This is a genomic window from Bacillus sp. AFS040349 (assembly GCF_002577655.1).
Taxonomy (GTDB): Bacteria; Bacillota; Bacilli; order Bacillales; family Bacillaceae; genus Metabacillus.
This window is the reverse complement of record NZ_NUMC01000079.1, coordinates 54,412-69,967: the sequence shown is the minus strand read 5'-3', so window position 1 is coordinate 69,967 and position 15,556 is coordinate 54,412. Positions and strand designations below refer to the sequence as shown.

At 40.6% G+C, this 15,556-nt stretch carries 20 protein-coding genes and 2 tRNA genes; 21 read left to right on the top strand and 1 reads right to left on the bottom strand.

Annotation, left to right across the window (positions count from 1 at the left end; translation table 11 throughout):
* The coding region (locus COD11_RS17320) for a transcriptional regulator (RefSeq protein WP_369689284.1) at positions 1 to 733 on the top strand (733 nt) is incomplete at its 5' end.
* Position 734: 1 nt separating this feature from the next.
* On the opposite strand, the gene COD11_RS17315 is transcribed toward COD11_RS17320, so the two are convergent.
* Positions 735 to 1,025 carry a hypothetical protein gene (locus COD11_RS17315; protein ID WP_098798153.1) on the bottom strand — a complete coding sequence of 97 codons (291 nt, stop codon included), beginning with the start codon at positions 1,023 to 1,025 and terminating at the stop codon, positions 735 to 737.
* A 125-nt stretch (positions 1,026 to 1,150) separates the two neighbouring features.
* On the opposite strand from COD11_RS17315, the gene COD11_RS17310 reads away from it, so the two are divergent.
* The 20 genes from COD11_RS17310 to COD11_RS17220 all read left to right on the top strand — a co-directional run bounded on the left by COD11_RS17310 (position 1,151) and on the right by COD11_RS17220 (position 15,507).
* Positions 1,151 to 1,378, top strand: coding sequence for a hypothetical protein (locus tag COD11_RS17310; protein ID WP_098798152.1), 228 nt, complete (start codon positions 1,151 to 1,153; stop codon positions 1,376 to 1,378).
* Positions 1,379 to 1,426: 48 nt separating this feature from the next.
* On the top strand, positions 1,427 to 1,924 hold the full coding sequence (locus COD11_RS17305; RefSeq protein ID WP_098798151.1) for a hypothetical protein: 498 nt from the start codon (positions 1,427 to 1,429) through the stop codon (positions 1,922 to 1,924).
* A gap of 3,429 nt (positions 1,925 to 5,353) precedes the next feature.
* Positions 5,354 to 5,968, top strand: coding sequence for a hypothetical protein (locus COD11_RS17300; RefSeq protein WP_098798150.1), 615 nt, complete (start codon positions 5,354 to 5,356; stop codon positions 5,966 to 5,968).
* Between the two features lie 5 nt (positions 5,969 to 5,973).
* On the top strand, positions 5,974 to 6,198 hold the full coding sequence (locus COD11_RS17295) for a helix-turn-helix domain-containing protein (RefSeq protein ID WP_098798149.1): 225 nt from the start codon (positions 5,974 to 5,976) through the stop codon (positions 6,196 to 6,198).
* Positions 6,199 to 6,218: 20 nt separating this feature from the next.
* A complete protein-coding gene (locus tag COD11_RS17290) occupies positions 6,219 to 7,040 on the top strand; it encodes a helix-turn-helix transcriptional regulator (RefSeq protein WP_098798148.1) in 822 nt (273 codons plus the stop codon).
* A gap of 84 nt (positions 7,041 to 7,124) precedes the next feature.
* Positions 7,125 to 7,721 carry a hypothetical protein gene (locus COD11_RS17285; RefSeq protein WP_098798147.1) on the top strand — a complete coding sequence of 199 codons (597 nt, stop codon included), beginning with the start codon at positions 7,125 to 7,127 and terminating at the stop codon, positions 7,719 to 7,721.
* A 69-nt stretch (positions 7,722 to 7,790) separates the two neighbouring features.
* Positions 7,791 to 7,937: a hypothetical protein gene (locus COD11_RS26950; protein ID WP_176551125.1), complete on the top strand. Its 147-nt coding sequence runs from the start codon at positions 7,791 to 7,793 to the stop codon at positions 7,935 to 7,937.
* Between the two features lie 16 nt (positions 7,938 to 7,953).
* Positions 7,954 to 8,163 (top strand): hypothetical protein, encoded by a 210-nt coding sequence (locus tag COD11_RS17280; RefSeq protein ID WP_098798146.1) that lies wholly within the window; start codon positions 7,954 to 7,956, stop codon positions 8,161 to 8,163.
* Between the two features lie 19 nt (positions 8,164 to 8,182).
* Positions 8,183 to 8,608 (top strand): hypothetical protein, encoded by a 426-nt coding sequence (locus COD11_RS17275; protein ID WP_098798145.1) that lies wholly within the window; start codon positions 8,183 to 8,185, stop codon positions 8,606 to 8,608.
* A 22-nt stretch (positions 8,609 to 8,630) separates the two neighbouring features.
* Positions 8,631 to 9,290 carry an HGGxSTG domain-containing protein gene (locus COD11_RS17270; RefSeq protein ID WP_098798144.1) on the top strand — a complete coding sequence of 220 codons (660 nt, stop codon included), beginning with the start codon at positions 8,631 to 8,633 and terminating at the stop codon, positions 9,288 to 9,290.
* Between the two features lie 51 nt (positions 9,291 to 9,341).
* Positions 9,342 to 11,519, top strand: coding sequence for a tape measure protein (locus tag COD11_RS17265; RefSeq protein WP_098798143.1), 2,178 nt, complete (start codon positions 9,342 to 9,344; stop codon positions 11,517 to 11,519).
* 127 nt (positions 11,520 to 11,646) lie between these two features.
* Positions 11,647 to 11,832, top strand: coding sequence for a hypothetical protein (locus COD11_RS17260; RefSeq protein WP_098798142.1), 186 nt, complete (start codon positions 11,647 to 11,649; stop codon positions 11,830 to 11,832).
* A 17-nt stretch (positions 11,833 to 11,849) separates the two neighbouring features.
* A complete protein-coding gene (locus tag COD11_RS17255) occupies positions 11,850 to 12,152 on the top strand; it encodes a hypothetical protein (protein WP_098798141.1) in 303 nt (100 codons plus the stop codon).
* Positions 12,153 to 12,368 (top strand): hypothetical protein, encoded by a 216-nt coding sequence (locus COD11_RS17250; protein WP_098798140.1) that lies wholly within the window; start codon positions 12,153 to 12,155, stop codon positions 12,366 to 12,368.
* Between the two features lie 129 nt (positions 12,369 to 12,497).
* Positions 12,498 to 13,337 carry a DNA adenine methylase gene (locus COD11_RS17245; RefSeq protein ID WP_098798139.1) on the top strand — a complete coding sequence of 280 codons (840 nt, stop codon included), beginning with the start codon at positions 12,498 to 12,500 and terminating at the stop codon, positions 13,335 to 13,337.
* Positions 13,324 to 14,607, top strand: a complete 1,284-nt coding sequence (locus tag COD11_RS17240; protein WP_098798138.1) for a type II restriction enzyme — start codon at positions 13,324 to 13,326, stop codon at positions 14,605 to 14,607. The genes COD11_RS17245 and COD11_RS17240 overlap by 14 nt, the downstream gene beginning before the upstream one ends.
* A gap of 111 nt (positions 14,608 to 14,718) precedes the next feature.
* A complete protein-coding gene (locus COD11_RS17235) occupies positions 14,719 to 14,913 on the top strand; it encodes a hypothetical protein (RefSeq protein ID WP_098798137.1) in 195 nt (64 codons plus the stop codon).
* A gap of 19 nt (positions 14,914 to 14,932) precedes the next feature.
* Positions 14,933 to 15,157, top strand: a complete 225-nt coding sequence (locus COD11_RS17230; protein WP_255301638.1) for a helix-turn-helix domain-containing protein — start codon at positions 14,933 to 14,935, stop codon at positions 15,155 to 15,157.
* Between the two features lie 182 nt (positions 15,158 to 15,339).
* Positions 15,340 to 15,412: transfer RNA gene (locus COD11_RS17225), tRNA-Thr, on the top strand.
* Between the two features lie 20 nt (positions 15,413 to 15,432).
* Positions 15,433 to 15,507 (top strand) — tRNA-Glu (locus tag COD11_RS17220).
* The last annotated feature ends 49 nt before the right edge of the window (positions 15,508 to 15,556 follow it).

Here is a 15,556-nt window from a genome sequence, read left to right as displayed (position 1 = left end):
TTTTAAATTAGCATTTATAGAAATGGACAGCTTCTTGAGCAAGGCTCTTGAGGTTCTTTCCTTTACTGAAAAAGAGAGAAAAGCTCTCTGGCTTATTGCTGGTCACTCTTGTAAGGTTGCTGGAGTAAGCTGGCTCAAGGTTCAGACCATTGCTGACGCTCTGGAGGTTTCTTATAAGACCGCTCAGCGAGTTTTAAGCTCGTTAAAAGGAAAGGGTATCATTAAGCGAGTAAGAACGCTCCGAGAGGTTTCTGGAGGGTTTGGGGCAAGTTTAACTCTCATTTGTCCTGTCGATTTGTCCTATCGTGAGGAAGCTCTCAAGCCAGCAACGGAGAAGGCTGAGACAGCAAACAAAAAGAAAGAAACATTTTTTCTCAAAGCATTTCAAAAAGATATTAAAGACATACGACAACAGGAAGAATTGGACTATACATATTTAACAGAATTTGTTCCTCAAGACTTTATTGAGACAGCCAAACCCTTTGTAAGTGCTCAAGAGGTTTACACTCTTTGGGGGAAAGCTCAAGCTGTTGCTCGGAAGTATGCTCCAGACGTTCTTGAAGTGACAGAGCCAGCCATAAGAGCTTTCAAGGCTTCTGTCCTTGCTTATAAAATGAGACGGATAAAAGGAAGCTTTGGAGGGTATTTCTGGGGTGCACTCTCGGGAGTCTTTTCTGTTGAACAAAGGAAAAAGAATAGCACCCTCTTGAGCTTCAACTGGCTTGAGGAATAAGTCAGTATTTCTTTTGGTTTGGCTTAATCCTTGCCATGTAACCCGACTTTAATATTTTGTGAAGCTCGTCATTTGGCTTTCCTTTAATGACTGATTTGGCATATTCTTGGTCAATATCCATTCCTTTTCTGTCAGCTCTTGAAACAACTTCCCTTACGCTGTTTGTATAAGCATACTCTTTGATAATCCATTTATCCAAAGTGTTTGCTTCATAATTCTCAACCAAGGCAACAAAGTGCTGGAGTCTCTTAATTTCTTTCTCAGCCTTATTTACGGTTATTAGTTTACTCAAATTATTCCCTCCTCAATGGTATGGTTCGACAAATTATACTATGTTCCTTTAATTCTGTAAGTGATAATAGTCAATATTTGTCTATCGGGGTTATAATTAGAGAAAAACTCTGAGGGGAAACTGACGTGATAAATTTTAAGTGGAAATATTTCTGGTTGGCTCTTGGTGCTGTCCTTCTCGTTCCTTTTGTATTAAATATGACTATTTTTCAGTTTGGCACTTCATGGACATTTGGAGAGGGTGACACTTGGCTTGCCTTCTGGGGAAATTACTCTGGAGGAATACTCAGCGGAGTTGTTGCTTTCATGGTTGCTCGTTTAACCTTGGCAGAAGACAAGAAGAAACATAACTAAGATTTGAAGCTGAGACAGTTGCCAGCCATGCTCAGACTGAGAATGGAAATGGAGAAAGTCACTAAAAACATTGAGAGAGCATATGAGCAGAAGGAAAGTCTTATTCGCTGGAAAGGTGAAAGAACAGATATAAGCGTTGAGGAATATCCAATTCATGTTGAGCTTATTGACCAAGAGAAATGGTCATATTTAGACAGGATTTTAAATATTGATTTGCAATTGAAGCTCATTGAGGTGAAAGAGTTTTATGACACTTTCTCCAAGTCTCTTCTTTATGACGGAGTATTTGAGAAAGAGCGTTTTGCTGAGGTTGTAGTTTCAATAGGGTTGCATTTGCCAGACTATAATGCAGACGACACTCCCATTGAACAAGTTGAGAAGTACAGAAAGCTTGAGGACGAATTGCAGTTTCATCATTATACAAGAGAGCATTGCTGGAAGAAACTTGAGGAAGGCTTCAAGCAAGAAATTACAGACACTTACCAAGCGTTACTGAGTGAAATTGAACAGGTGATAAGGGAAAAGGAACAATTCGAGAAAGCTTAATGAGCACGCTTTGGGGCAAACCTCTATTAAGCAACCAAAAGAAAGACACCCAAAAAAAGAGAAGGTTTCAATTAGAATTAAATATGAGCTGTCAAAACAGTTTGCATTTTTGAGCCTTCTTCTGAGGTGTAACTCATTAGTATTTGTGAGCTGGTTTCTTTAAAGGTTAAACTCACTGGGAGAGGTATGAGGGAGGGAGACTCCAGAGAATGACTCCAGAGGAAACTCCAGAGAAGGAGTCCAGAGGTTGCTAATGAGGTTGCTAATGAGGTGGGAAAATCTTTAACCTTTCCCTCGATAGACTCACTTCTGAGTAAAACCCGAACGGTTCTATTTATTATTGCCATTAATGTTCGTGTTTTAATTATTCGCTATTAAGCACACTCCAAAGCTCTCACCTCCCTCTCTCCCTCTCAATAAGTTTGTTCCCGAGGAAGTGGACTGTATAAGACACCCGAGAGAGTCCTCCCTCATAAGTGCCAAGGATTGAAACCTCATTTTTGTCTTTATGTTTCCCTTGAGGAAGCCAGCTCCAGAGTCAACTCCCCAAACAAGCTATGAGACCGCTCCAGAGCCTTCCTCTGAGTTTTAAACCTCCAAGTAATACAAGGACAGCCACTCACCCTTAAAACGTCTCAGAGAGCTTTCTCAGCGTCCTCTCTCTCAAGAGTTGACCTCGGAGAAACTGAATTGTAGAGGTCACTTGTTGAGCCACTCCATGAGAATTACTGTAAGTAATTATCCTTTGTATCTGGAATGAGAAGGACAACAGCAAACCCCTTGAGCTGTCTCCAAAGCTTCCGCTCCAGAGTACGTTCCAGAGTGGTACTGAGTCGGGAACAGGATTGAGAACGCTTATGAGAACGTCTGAGAGTCCGTCTCAGAGCCTTCCTCCCCAAGTCCATAACAAAGTAACCTCCAGAGCAACCCCTTGAGAGCGGTCTGAGAGCCTTCCTCAAATACGAATAAAGCAAAGAGCTTCCTTCTCAATGTTCGCTTTTAAGTGACACTCCAGAGAAGCCATATAAGCCATTCTGAGAGCTTCTTCCTCAAGGTAATACAAAGACCTTCCCTCATTAGTCAAAGCCTTGTGAGTGTCCTTCTGAGCTGTTTGAGAGACACCTTCTCTTTATGCTATGGCTAACACTCAAATGAGCTGTCACTGAGACCGCTCCAGAGTACCGCTCTTGAGTCCATTCCTTGAGCTGACCCTTTGAGTCCTCCTCCCACTGGCAACGCTGAGAGAGCCTTCTCAGTCCGTCTCAGAGGACACTTGAGAGTATGCTTCCCCAATACTTAACCGAGAGCGGAGACTGAGAGCAACCTCGGGAGCTGACCTCTTGAGTCCTCCCTCATAAGTGCAAGACCTCTTCTCTGTATAGAAAGTGGTCAAGAGAATGGCTCTATATCAACAATGCTCTTGAAATTGGCTTGTAAAGTAGTCATGAGGAAGCTGAAATGAGGAGGAAAGACCTATGAGAATGACTCCCTCAAAACGTTACAAATGAGGTTCGCTCGGAAGAACGATTGCTCGGAGAAACTTGAGAGGAAACTCGGGAGAAAACTCAAAGGCGAATATTCTGAGGGGGGAGGGGTCTCTGGAAAGCGGTATGAGCCATTTTTACAAACAATAAAAATAGAATAATTTTTTTTTGATTACAACCTCTTGAGTAAAATCTTGAGCAAACTCTTGAGCAACCTCTTGAGAGCACCCTTGAGCTTTCTCTGAAAGCAAAAACCTTCCTCACCCATTACCAATGAGGTTAAACTTAAAAGCTTTCCTGTCTCAGTAAAATAAAATAGTGAAATAAGGTTTCAACTTGAGCTGGTTCTTTCTTTGACACCTCAAATATCTTTATTATGTCCTTGAGATAGCTTCCTCGGTAATGTATAAATAATATATCTCCAGAGCCAAACAATGAGCTGTTTCCAGTTTTGAAACCTCGATAAAACTGTTATAATAACGATTGTTATTCTGTTATAGTCCTCCTCTTAAAAACTGTACTAATGATATTTATAAAACTGTATTAATAAATATACAGAATTAGCTTTTCTTCCTCGGTTATCTCTCGAAAACTTATCCACGAGTTATCCCCATAGTTATCAACAAGCAAAACCCTTGAAGTGACAACTATCAAGCGACTTATCAACAGAAAATGGCTTCCCCTACTAATAAAGTATAACTAATAAGTATTACTTTAAAGATTAACCTATCTCAATATAACTAATAAGTAACCTCTAATAGACACCTTCTCATATGATTATTATTTATTCTCTTAAAGATTAACTAATAAGGTTTACTCATAAGACACCTTCTCTTTATTTTTAAATAAATATAAGAGCTGTCTTATAAGGTTACTCATTAGTTATCTCAAAGCCAGACCTTGAGCCAGAAACCCAGAAATAAATATGAGCTGTCTCCTTGAGTTGGTTCTTGTCTTTCCCTTGAGACGGTTGCTTTTGGTCATAGAATATAGAGAAGCTCGGAAGCGAAAACACCCTCCAACCCTTGGGAGAGTAAGGCTCAAGGCTGTTTTAATACCGGAAGTCTCATACACCAAAATGAGTGAATACCGGAAGTCTCATACACCATTTTTGAATGATTATTCTCAGATTTGGACAGGAGGGGGGTCTTTTGGGAGCGGTAATTGCCATTTTTACAAGCGAGATTTTTTGAATAAATTTTCTCTAATAGTTAAATAACCCCTCAGAAGGCTCTCAGAGCGTTTTTAAGTGTTTTGAATACAAATACATTACCTGTAACAACAGAAGCGATTCTGAGCCACTCTGGAGCGTCCTGTATTAACTCTATTCGCAAAAGGAGTTACAAATTTCACCTCTTGTCACACTACACTGATAATGTATTATGAGAGGGTCTTTAAGAGCGAAAACCAAAATTGTTACACTTTCCTCACAGTGTTTATGAAGGGGTAAAAAGGAGAGTAAACACTTTCCGCACATTATTTATGAGGGAGATAAAAAGCGAATAAACACTTGTCTGATAATGTATTATGAGAGGGTTTTTAGGACTGATAAAACAAATGTTACACTTTGCTGATAATGTATTTTGAAGGCACTTTTAAGAAATTGTCGCTTTAAGCTGATAATGTATTATGAGAGGGAAAATAAGAGCTTCCATTCAATCTTGCTTCTCAAGCAAGCTCTTACTGCTTCAATTCATGAATATTCTCCGTTTTAGTTTTGCTTTGAGGTTGAGCTGGTTTCCGCACTGTTTCCAGCTCTATTTTATCTGCTTCTCCCAAGAAGCACCCGAAACAGAAGCCTTGCCAAGACCTCCCTCAACAGAGCGAGCGAGGACTGTTTCCCCTAATAATCTAATCACTCCATTCTTTTATGAGCTGGCTGACGAGTTAGCTTTTTTCTTTTGGAGTGATGTTATAAAAAAATAAAACAGATGGAGTGATTAAAATGTTCAAAGTAAAAGAGACAAGGAAAACAAAGCAACTTGAATTGGTAAATGAAAGTGGTGAGGTTGTTCAAAAAGCTTGCAAGACCTGTCAGCAAGTAAAGCTTATTGAGGACTTTCCAAAGTACACTCAAGGAGGTTTCAGACCTTCTTGCAAACCTTGTTACAAAAAGATTCAAGATGAATATAACAAAAGCATTAAAGACAAGAGACGAGCTTACAAACAAGTCCAAAGAGCAAGAGCTGTTGGTGCTCCAGACGCTTACTCTGAGGAGGACTGGAAAGCACTCAAGAAGCACGCTCAAGGAAAGTGCATGATAAGCGGTAAAGAAGCTGAGCTTCAAGCTGAGCACGTTCAAGCTCTCTCAAAGAAATGGCTCGGAAGCTCCAAGGGAAACATTATTCTTGTTTCTGAGGAAGTCAACCAAGCCAAGCGAGATATGAGCTTGTTTGAATTTCTTCAAAGTCCACGCTCAAACGGTCTTGTTGATTTTGACCGCTTGAAAGATACACTGGAATATTTAGCGGAAGCAAACGGAATGAGCCTTTCAAGGTACTTGCAATTTTTGCAAGACGCTGAGGAGCTGGCTCAGAAAAATAAAGAATTTTGGGGGTGAAACTAATGAGCGTTAAGATTTACATTGACATTGATAAAGTCCTCCAGAAAAGAGGAATGACGCTTACTCAATTAGCAGACAAAACAGGAATTGCGAAAGGGAATTTGTCAAATATACGCAAAGAAAAAGCAATTACTTTTAGAACGCTCAATAAAATTGCGAGTGCCATTGGCGAGACAGACCCAATGAATTTATTGAGTGTTGAAGTCAAACAAAAAGAAAAGCTGTAAGACAGCAGGAGAATAATGGAATGGAGAATTATTATGAATTAACAGTCAGAGAGCTTATTGAGTTGGGAGGGGAAGCCAGGACTCCCCAAAGAGTCAACTCAGATAAAGCTTACAAAAAGAAAATTAACCAAAAGAAGCTCGGGAATGAGCAATTTGTGAGAGTGAAGGAGGACTTCAACGAGGTGAAAAAACTGTTGAGTTTAGAGCAAAGCGGTCTGTTAATGTTCTTGTTGGGATTTGTGAAGTTTAACGAGGAAGGACAGCTTTTCAATGACAGCAAGAGAATGACGGTTTCTGATATTGCGAAACTCGTTGGAAAGTCTGAGAGACAAATTAGAACAGTCCTTTCTGAGCTGGAAACAATGAGCTTAATTTACCGAGAGAAAGTTGGAAGGAACGTCTTTGTTAGTCTCGGAGAAGCCTTTTTCAATTGCGGTTACTCGGAAGAGTCTTTCAAATTCGTGAAAGTTTACAAGACACGACTCAAGGAAGTTGCCAAGAGACTGACCCTTTCAGAAATTGGCTTCTTAATGCAACTATTGAGCCACTTTCATTGGGAAACTCACTTGTTAGTTGATAACCCAAGCGAGACCGATAAAAGCAAGCTCGTTATTTGGTCACGAAAGCATATTGCTGAGGAGCTGGGTCTTTCAATTGATTTTGTTAAGAGAGCCATTCCAAAGTTGAGGAAGGTTCAAGCCATTGTTGAAGTGAAGTCAGCAAAAACAGGACTTGTTCTTGACCCTTCACTTGTATGCAGACAGGAACAAAAGCCAAGCTTTGACAAGATTGTGAGAACGATTAATGAAGCTGGTCTGACAAAGGAAAACTTCAAGAAGTAAGCAAGACAAACAAAAAGAACACCCTCGGGAGAATTTCTCTGGAGGTTATTTGGCATTTCAAAAAAAACAAAATGGAGAGTGATTATGATGGGTTTATTTAATTCAAAGAAGGTTTCAGAAATGGAGAAGTTACAGGAGCAACAAGCAAAGCTTCAAGCTGAGAGCGGTAAACTTCAAGCCAAGCTTACCCAGATTCAAAATGGTTTAGTGATTGCGGAAACAAATGAAATGATTGACCCTACCGCTTCAAACAAAAAGCAAGTTGAGAAATTCAAGAACGCTGTTGAGAAGACCAAAGAGGAAATTGCTGAGGTAACAAAGCAAGCTCAAGAGGTTGCTCAACAAATTGGAGCAATTAAGGCTGAGGAGAAGCGAGCTGAAATTGCGGAAGCTGGGAAGGTTCACGAGGAGAGGGTTTACCTTTCTCACAAGAGACAGCTTCTTGAAAACGAAATTGACCGTTTAAATAACTGGCTTTATGCCAAAACAGGAAACCCAGTTGAAGCTCCAGAGTTGAAAAAGCTTGCTGGTCTCAAATATAACGAGAGCATTTCTCCAGTTGAGCACGCTCCTTACAAGGAAGCTGAGCTGAAAGCTGTTGAAGCTGGACGAGAGAAAGCTAAAAGGGATTTTGAAAAGCTCATGAAGCAAATTAACGATTTTCTTGAGAAAAACGAGTAATTAACTGAGGGAGCTGGTCTCCCTCTCAAGTAACAAAGGGGAAACAGAAAATATTTCGAGGTGAGGGAAATGGGGGAAGCAAAGACAATTACTGATTTGAGAAAAGAGCTGGCAATTGCTGAGCTGAAATTCAATGAGAAATTATTTTCATTAACACTCAAAGAGAATGAAATTGACGACTCAATAAGCTGGCTCAGAAGACAGCTCAAAAAATAACAGGAGGGGAAGCTCAATGGAAAACGTGAAAAACAATTACAAAAGCTTGCTCTTGGATTACTCGGAAGCCAGCAGAATTGCTCAAGAAACAGGACGCTTGAGGTTGCTTTCCTTTGCTCTTGCTGAGCTGGAACGTTTTGAGCGTTCTTTCATTGAGCATTGGTCTCTGGAGGAGCTTCTGGAGCTTCAAGCTGATTTTAATACTCAAGGCTTAATGATTCTATAAAAAACGGAGGGAATTGAAAATGGCGAAAACAACAATTACTGAGAAGGAAGTTAAACTGATGGATTATTTGATTAAAAAGGTTCTTGTTGAGAAGAAGACGCTTGACGAGAAAGAGGTCAAAGCTCTGCAAGATATTCTCAAAAAGCTCGAAAAGATTGAGAAGGACAAAGAAGAAGCTGAAAAGAAGAGTCTTGGACTTTCTGAGGTTGTCGAGCACTCAATGAATAAAGTGCTTGTAAAACAAGCCTTAAAAGAGAGTAACGCTCTTGAGTTTAACGCTCTTCCAGTGAAGAGCAAGGCTCAAAAGCTCAAAGAACAAATTGACCAACTGGAGAAAAGCTCTTATTTCAGCCAGCTCAAGAAGCAAGAAGCTGAGGAAGCTGAAAAGAGGGAGTTTGAAGAATTTTACGCTGAGTACGTTCGCAAACATGGAAAGACACTATAAATAAACCTCGGGGGTGAGTCAGTTGGCTTACAAAAACGGAAAACACTCGAAAAAGCAAGGGAGATTCCCAAAGCTTCCAAAGGAAACTCAAGAGCTTGTTCTGGAAGCAGAGAAAGCGAAAGAGGAGGAAGCTGAGGAGAAACTCAAAGAGCTTAAAAAGCATTTGAAATTAGAAGCTTCCATTTGCGGAGCTATTCAAGGCAAAAACCAAAAAAATAAGGTTTGTTTGAGAAAGCCAGTGAGTGAAAATGGACGCTGTTCATTTCATGGAGGAAAAAGCACTGGAGCAAAAACTGAGGAAGGGAGGAGAAGGCAATTGGAAAAATTAGACCCAAGAGCAAGCTATGTTCATGGAGCTTATTCAAAGAAATTGAAAGAGGAGCTGACTCAAGAGGAAGTCAATTTCTATAACTGGTGTATGGAATACTTTCTGGACAACTTTGAAGTTGACCCAATTAACTTGGCAATGCTTGACCGCTTTGCAATGAATTTCATTAAGCAAGGAAGGAAAGACTCAAGCGACTTCTTGAGCGACTCTCCAAGCTACAATGATTTTGAAGTTAAAATGATTCGCTTTGCTGAGTCACTCGGATTGAATAACAAATTTAAACAGTCCAAAGAGAACAAAGACAACGTTTCAAACATTGGAATTGCTGGCTTGTTCATGGAAACGGACGAATAAACTCGAAAGCTCCCTCAATGGGAGCTTCTTTAAATTGGAGGTGAAACCAAAATGGCGAATATGGTTGACATTATTATTAATGCTCGTGACCAAGCAACGAGGGTTATTGAGGGAGTCAATAAGTCAGTTGCAAGCATGGCTGACAGACTCGAAAGAAACGCTGGCTTAATGCAAGGAATGGCTGTTGCTGGAGTTGGTGCTCTTGGAGCTGTCGCTGTCCAAGGTGCAAAATACAACGCAATGCTCGAAAGCTCGGAAGCACGCTGGAAAACCCTCACTGGCTCTATTGAGGGAGCAAATAAGCAAATGGACTTCATAAGCTCATACGCAAAAAGCTCACCTTTTGATTACCAAGGAATTGACGAGACAGCAACCTCACTCATGGGAATGGGAATGGAGCTGAAAGACGTTAATAAGTGGATTCCCACTCTTGGAGATATGGCTTCTGTACTTGGAGGAGGAACGGAAACCATTAAGGGAGTCGGAGTTGCTCTTGGTCAAATGAGTGCAAAAGGAAAGGTTTCAGCGGAAGAAATGGGTCAGCTTGCTGAGAGAGGAGTCAACGCTTGGCAGATGATTGCTGACGGAATGGGTCTCTCAGTTGGTGAAGTAAGGAAGCTCTCTGAGGAAGGGAAACTCCTTGCAAGTGACGCTCTCCCACTCATTCAAGCTGGGATGGCTGAGACATTTGGAGGAGGAACAGCGGAATACATGAGGAGCACTGTCGGGCAAGCTCAGCAAGCTCAAGAAGCTTTCAATGAGCTGTCTGGAACGCTTACCTCTGGAGCTTATACTTGGTTTGGCTCAACGATTCTCCCACTGATTAACTCTGGACTTGAGAAGGTGAACACTCTCTTTTCTGGCGGTCTCATGGAAGGCTTTCAAAAGCTATTCTCTGGACAGCACGCTCAAACAGCCATGATGATTGCTGGAGCTATTGGAGGAGTGCTGGTTGGTGCTCTGGGTGCTCTTGTAATTGCTTTTGCTCCAGCTATTGCAATGACAACAGCTTTTATTGCTGTCGGAGCTGGAATTGGCTTGCTTGTTTCAAAGATTATGGCAAACTGGAGCACTTTCGCTCCATTCTTCTCCAATGTCTTTTCCATTGTGAAGGGTTATGTCATGGGATTTGTTGACCAATTCAAGGCAAGCTTTGCAAACCTTATGGCTGGCATTGCTCCACTCTGGGAAGCTCTCAAGACTTTGTTTGAGTCGGTCAAGCCAATTTTAATGGCTGTCGGAGTTGTCATTGGAACGCTTCTAACCATTTCCCTTGCTGTCTTCAATGGAATTGTTTCCGCAATTGCTCCTCTCGTTACCGCTTTTGTTAATTTGGCTGATTTTGTTGTCAATGTAGTAATGACAATTGTCAAAGTTTTAACAGGAGACTGGTCTGGAGCAATGCAAAGCTGGAACAGAGCAACTCAAGCTTCAATTGAGTTTTTCAAGAACATTTGGAACGCAATTAAAGGCTTCTTTTCTGGGTTTGTTGGAACATTCATTTCCATTCTTAACAGATTTGGAGTGGACGTTGTTTCTGGCTTCAAAAACACTTGGGAAAAAGCCAAGAGTGCTGTCTCAAATGGAGTAACCGCTGTTGTCAACTTCTTTAAAGGACTCCCGAGCAAGGCTGGCTCAGCTTTAAGCTCTTTGGGTTCTTCCATTAAGAGTAAGTTTGATTCAGCCATTAACTCAGCAAAACAAGCTGTCTCCAATGGTATTAAAAACATTGTCTCAGCAATTAAAGGCTGGGTTGGTGATTTTACCAACTCTGGTAAAGGTCTTCTTGACGCTTTCACAAAGGGGATTAAGAACGGAATTTCTGGAGCTGTTGACGCTGTTGCTGGAGGAATGAAAAAGATTCGTTCTTTCCTACCATTCTCCCCAGCCAAGAAGGGTGCTCTCTCTGATTTGGATAAGTCGGGGAAAAGCTTCTTCCCAACTTGGTATGAGTCAGCCTTGAGACAGGTAAGACCAATGGAGAGAGCTGTTGGAGGAGCTATGGAGCGAGTCTCTGGAGCAATGAACAGCTCCTTTGAGCCAGTTTCCCTTGCAAGCTTCACTGGAGGAGGAAACAGACAGACCTTGACTATTCGGGTTGAAGGAAATGTTGCTGTAAATGGCGACTCTGGAAAAGAGCAAGTGAAAATGGTAAGCAAGGAGCTGACAACTCAGCTTAACTCAGCAGACGTTTTCTCTGGCTTACGTCAAGCAGTCCGCAAACGATAAAACCAAACGAGCTTGAAGCTCTCGGAAGGAAACAACGCTGAAACTCTTTTGAGTGGAGTTGATACTTTCCGAGGTTTCACTCTCGGTTATCTTGCAAGACTATATTAAGCATATGGAGCTGGTATGAATGGTAAAGAGTCATTATATGATGGGTTCACGCTTGGTTGTTTTCATTAAGGGGAATGAGGTCAATTCTCCTCAAGTGAAAAACGCTATTCAAGATATTAGCTTTGGAATTTACAATGGAAAGTTTGCTGACGTTCTCGTTATTGCTGAGGATAACAGCACGAGAATTTTTGAAGGAAGACAATAAGAAAAGGGGAAACAGATATGAAGGATTATTTTTATTATAAGGTTTCTTATGAGGTTGGTGCTCTGGAAGTTGAATTTGACGAGTTTTTCTGTCCAGCACTCGGAACAGTGACCGAGGAGGAAGCTCATAATTTTTGTTATTCAAGAGCACTTATTGAGCTGGCTCAAAAGGGAATTGCATTGAAAAGCTTTCACTTTGAGCGGTCTTCTGAGCTTGCTCTGAGACGCTGGGAAACCGAGAGAGTAAAGGAACAAGAGCTAAAAACAAGCCTTGAGAGGTCTGTCAAAGACGCTCAGAGCTTTAACCATGGAGGAGAATAAATGATATTTGTAAAGGTTGAAACTCAATATATTGACTCAAACAAAAAACCTCAAAAGGCTGTTTATGCTGTCGCTCTTCCAGCAAAAACTCTTGAGGAAGCCAAAGGAGCAATAAATGAAGGGGTTGCCTTCTCAATGAGAAAGAACGGAAACAAGCTCATAAGGATGGAAGCAACCGAGACGGACATTAAGACTTACATGAAGCTGGCTCAGTGAGCTGGCTCTTTTTTTACCTTGCTGGAGATATTTAATGATTTAATAGTTTTAAGGAAAGTGTTATGATAGAATAGAATTTTTGTTCGTACAGATAGAGCTTGAGTTTTTTTTTGAAAGTGAGGTAGAACAGTGGCTAAAAATAAGTTAGCTCAGCCATTCTTGAAATGGGCTGGAGGAAAACGTCAATTGCTTCCAGAAATACGCAAATACGTTCCTAAAAAGATAAAAACTTATTATGAGCCGTTCATTGGAGCTGGAGCAGTTTTATTCGATATTCAACCCAAAAACGCAATTATAAATGACGTAAACGTTGAGCTTGTTAATGTTTACAATGTTATTAAAAATAATGTTGACGAGTTAATTGAGGACTTGAAGAAGCACGAAAATGACAGCGAGTATTTTTACTCAATTCGTGATTTGGACAGGAAAGAAGAATATAAAGAGCTGACACCAATTGAGCGAGCTTCCCGAGTGATATATTTGAACAAGACCTGTTTCAATGGATTGTTTCGAGTGAATAGCCAAGGTCAATTCAATGTTCCATTTGGAAAATATAAAAACCCTCAAATTGTTAATGAGATAGTTGTTCGAGCTGTCCATAATTATTTAAGCTCAAACAATGTTTCCATTCTCAATAGTGACTTTGAGGAGGTTTTGGCAACAGCCAAGAAGGGTGATTTTATTTACCTTGACCCTCCTTATGACCCTGTTTCAGATACTTCTTCCTTCACTGGTTATAGTTTAGACGGTTTCAACAAAGAAGACCAAAGAAGGTTGAAATATACATTCGTGGAGTTGGACAAGCGAGGTTGTAACGTCCTTTTGAGCAACTCAGCAACAGAATTTATTAAAGAGTTATATGAAGGTTTCCATATTGAGATAGTCTCAGCGAGTCGAAACATCAATGCTAAAGCTTCTGGCAGAGGAAAAATTGATGAAGTGTTGGTGAGAAATTATGAGCTTGACTGAAAGAGCTTGGGAAAACTTGTTTGACCGTTATAACATTCTTCAAGAAATTGAAAGAAGTGGCTTTTATGAAATTGAAGCCAGAACAATAAAAACAGAGCGTGAGCCAAGGTTAATGGCAAAGTTTGACCATTACAATAACCTTCCAAGGTTGTTTAAGGATAACAACTTGTCTATTTTGCCAATTTCACGCTCCAGTTATGTTATTGGACAGTTTGACGTTTATGAGAGGGTTAATTACAACCAAAACTTGAGACCAATTCAAGTTGCTTTCCCTCAAGATATAACAACAATTGACCCTTCAAACCTTTATTCTGAAAGCTCCGCTCTTCATTGTGCTTTTGTCACTGGAATGATGGAGGACGTAATTGGAGAGCAAGCCTTCCAGACGATTTCTGGGAGAATGTCTTCGAGAGAGTTTGACTTCAATATCAGAACAAGAAGCGGTAACGAGCGTTTAATGAATATAAGAAATTCACAAGTTGAAATTGACGGAGGGTACGAAAGCCAGTCTCAATTCATGATTGTTGAAGCCAAAAATGAGACGGTTGAAGACTTCCTTGTTAGACAGCTCTATTACCCTTATCGTTTATGGCAAGCGAAAACTGATAAGCAAGTGAAGCCAGTTTTCTTTACTTACTCGAATGACATTTTCAGTTTCTTTGTTTATGAATTTGCTGACCCAATGAATTACAACTCATTAAGACTGATTGAGCAAAAAGATTATATCATTGCTCATGAGGATATTGCTCTTGAGGACGTTCTTGGCTTGTTAGATACAACTCAAGTTATTCCAGAGCCAGCAATTCCTTTCCCTCAAGCAGACTCTTTCACAAGGGTTGTTGACTTGCTTGGTTTGCTTGTTGAGAATGATTTAAGCTCAGACCAAATTACAAGCAACTATGACTTTGACGAGCGTCAAACAGCTTATTACACGAGTGCTGGAATGTATCTTGGACTAATTGAAAGGTACTATGTAACTGGCTCAAGGATTGCTCAATACAGATTGACTCACCTTGGTAGAGAAATTATGAGACGGACAACGAAAGACAAATTTCTTGCCTTGGCAAGCCTTATCCTTTCTCATGAGCCATTCCGTCAAGCAATGATTGAGTATTTGCAAGCTGGTGCTCCTCCAGAGCGAGCAAGGATTGTTGAAATTATGAGAGGGTGCAATTTGTATAACGTCAACTCTGACAGCACTTATACAAGGAGAGCTTCAACGGTTCTTGGTTGGCTCAATTGGATTTTAGATTTGCCAGAAACATACTAATGATGAAAGTCAGCTCAGTGCTGGCTTTTTGTTTTCCCTTTGACGCTGAAAGCTCAAAAGGTTATATTTGAAATAACTCTTTTCACGAATTTGCAAACGAGGAGGGAAGCCATGAGAAAGATTGCTGGCTCAAGTGTTGTCGTTTGGAAGTCAGCCAAAAGGGATTCATTCAATTTAAAAATAGAGACTCTCGATATTCTTCTGACAGTCTCAGCGGAGAAACAGCCAAAGAGTTATGAGAAGGTTAAAGAATGGTTTGAAAATGATGAAATTCGCTCTAATCCAATTGTATTTTCTGGAGAGTAAGATTTTGAGGTGATTGCCAGTGAGCAGTAACAAAGGAACAGCGGTTATTTATTTTTCACTTGAGGAGGTTCTCAAGAGGAAAGACCTTACCCAGAGCCAGCTCAGTGAGTTGACCAAAATAAGACCCTCAACAATTTCAGACTTGAAGAGAAGGAACGCTCTCAACCTGTCTCATGTTGCCAAAATTTGTGAGGTGCTCAATATAACTGATATTCGAGAAGTCATTAAATTGGAGTACAAATGAGGTAACTTTTGAGGTTGTACTTGGTCAGCAAACAGCTTTACAGAGCCAGTCTTAACAGCTTGGAAAACTTTTTTAAAAAAACTTTTGAAAACCTCTTTACTTTTTGTCCTGACTCCATTACAATAAATCTTGTTCGCTTCGAGAGAGAAGTGGTTAAACAGCTTCAAAGCCTTTGTTATCCTGCTTCCATAGCTCAGCAGGTAGAGCACTTCCATGGTAAGGAAGAGGTCACCGGTTCGAGCCCGGTTGGAAGCTTAGATGAAAAGATTAAATATGGCCCATTGGTCAAGCGGTTAAGACACCGCCCTTTCACGGCGGTAACACGGGTTCGAATCCCGTATGGGTCACCATAGTTTTTCGCGCTAGCGGAAATAACTTGCCTTAATGAAATTCATAAAT

What these genes read in the sequence shown, in the direction of transcription:
- COD11_RS17305 (WP_098798151.1), top strand. Translation starts at nt 1,427, where the DNA reads ATGGAGAAAGTCACTAAAAACATTGAGAGAGCATATGAGCAGAAGGAA.
- COD11_RS17300 (WP_098798150.1), top strand. Translation starts at nt 5,354, where the DNA reads ATGTTCAAAGTAAAAGAGACAAGGAAAACAAAGCAACTTGAATTGGTA.
- COD11_RS17295 (WP_098798149.1), top strand. Translation starts at nt 5,974, where the DNA reads ATGAGCGTTAAGATTTACATTGACATTGATAAAGTCCTCCAGAAAAGA.
- COD11_RS17290 (WP_098798148.1), top strand. Translation starts at nt 6,219, where the DNA reads ATGGAGAATTATTATGAATTAACAGTCAGAGAGCTTATTGAGTTGGGA.
- COD11_RS17285 (WP_098798147.1), top strand. Translation starts at nt 7,125, where the DNA reads ATGATGGGTTTATTTAATTCAAAGAAGGTTTCAGAAATGGAGAAGTTA.
- COD11_RS26950 (WP_176551125.1), top strand. Translation starts at nt 7,791, where the DNA reads ATGGGGGAAGCAAAGACAATTACTGATTTGAGAAAAGAGCTGGCAATT.
- COD11_RS17280 (WP_098798146.1), top strand. Translation starts at nt 7,954, where the DNA reads ATGGAAAACGTGAAAAACAATTACAAAAGCTTGCTCTTGGATTACTCG.
- COD11_RS17275 (WP_098798145.1), top strand. Translation starts at nt 8,183, where the DNA reads ATGGCGAAAACAACAATTACTGAGAAGGAAGTTAAACTGATGGATTAT.
- COD11_RS17265 (WP_098798143.1), top strand. Translation starts at nt 9,342, where the DNA reads ATGGCGAATATGGTTGACATTATTATTAATGCTCGTGACCAAGCAACG.
- COD11_RS17260 (WP_098798142.1), top strand. Translation starts at nt 11,647, where the DNA reads ATGGTAAAGAGTCATTATATGATGGGTTCACGCTTGGTTGTTTTCATT.
- COD11_RS17255 (WP_098798141.1), top strand. Translation starts at nt 11,850, where the DNA reads ATGAAGGATTATTTTTATTATAAGGTTTCTTATGAGGTTGGTGCTCTG.
- COD11_RS17250 (WP_098798140.1), top strand. Translation starts at nt 12,153, where the DNA reads ATGATATTTGTAAAGGTTGAAACTCAATATATTGACTCAAACAAAAAA.
- COD11_RS17240 (WP_098798138.1), top strand. Translation starts at nt 13,324, where the DNA reads ATGAGCTTGACTGAAAGAGCTTGGGAAAACTTGTTTGACCGTTATAAC.
- COD11_RS17235 (WP_098798137.1), top strand. Translation starts at nt 14,719, where the DNA reads ATGAGAAAGATTGCTGGCTCAAGTGTTGTCGTTTGGAAGTCAGCCAAA.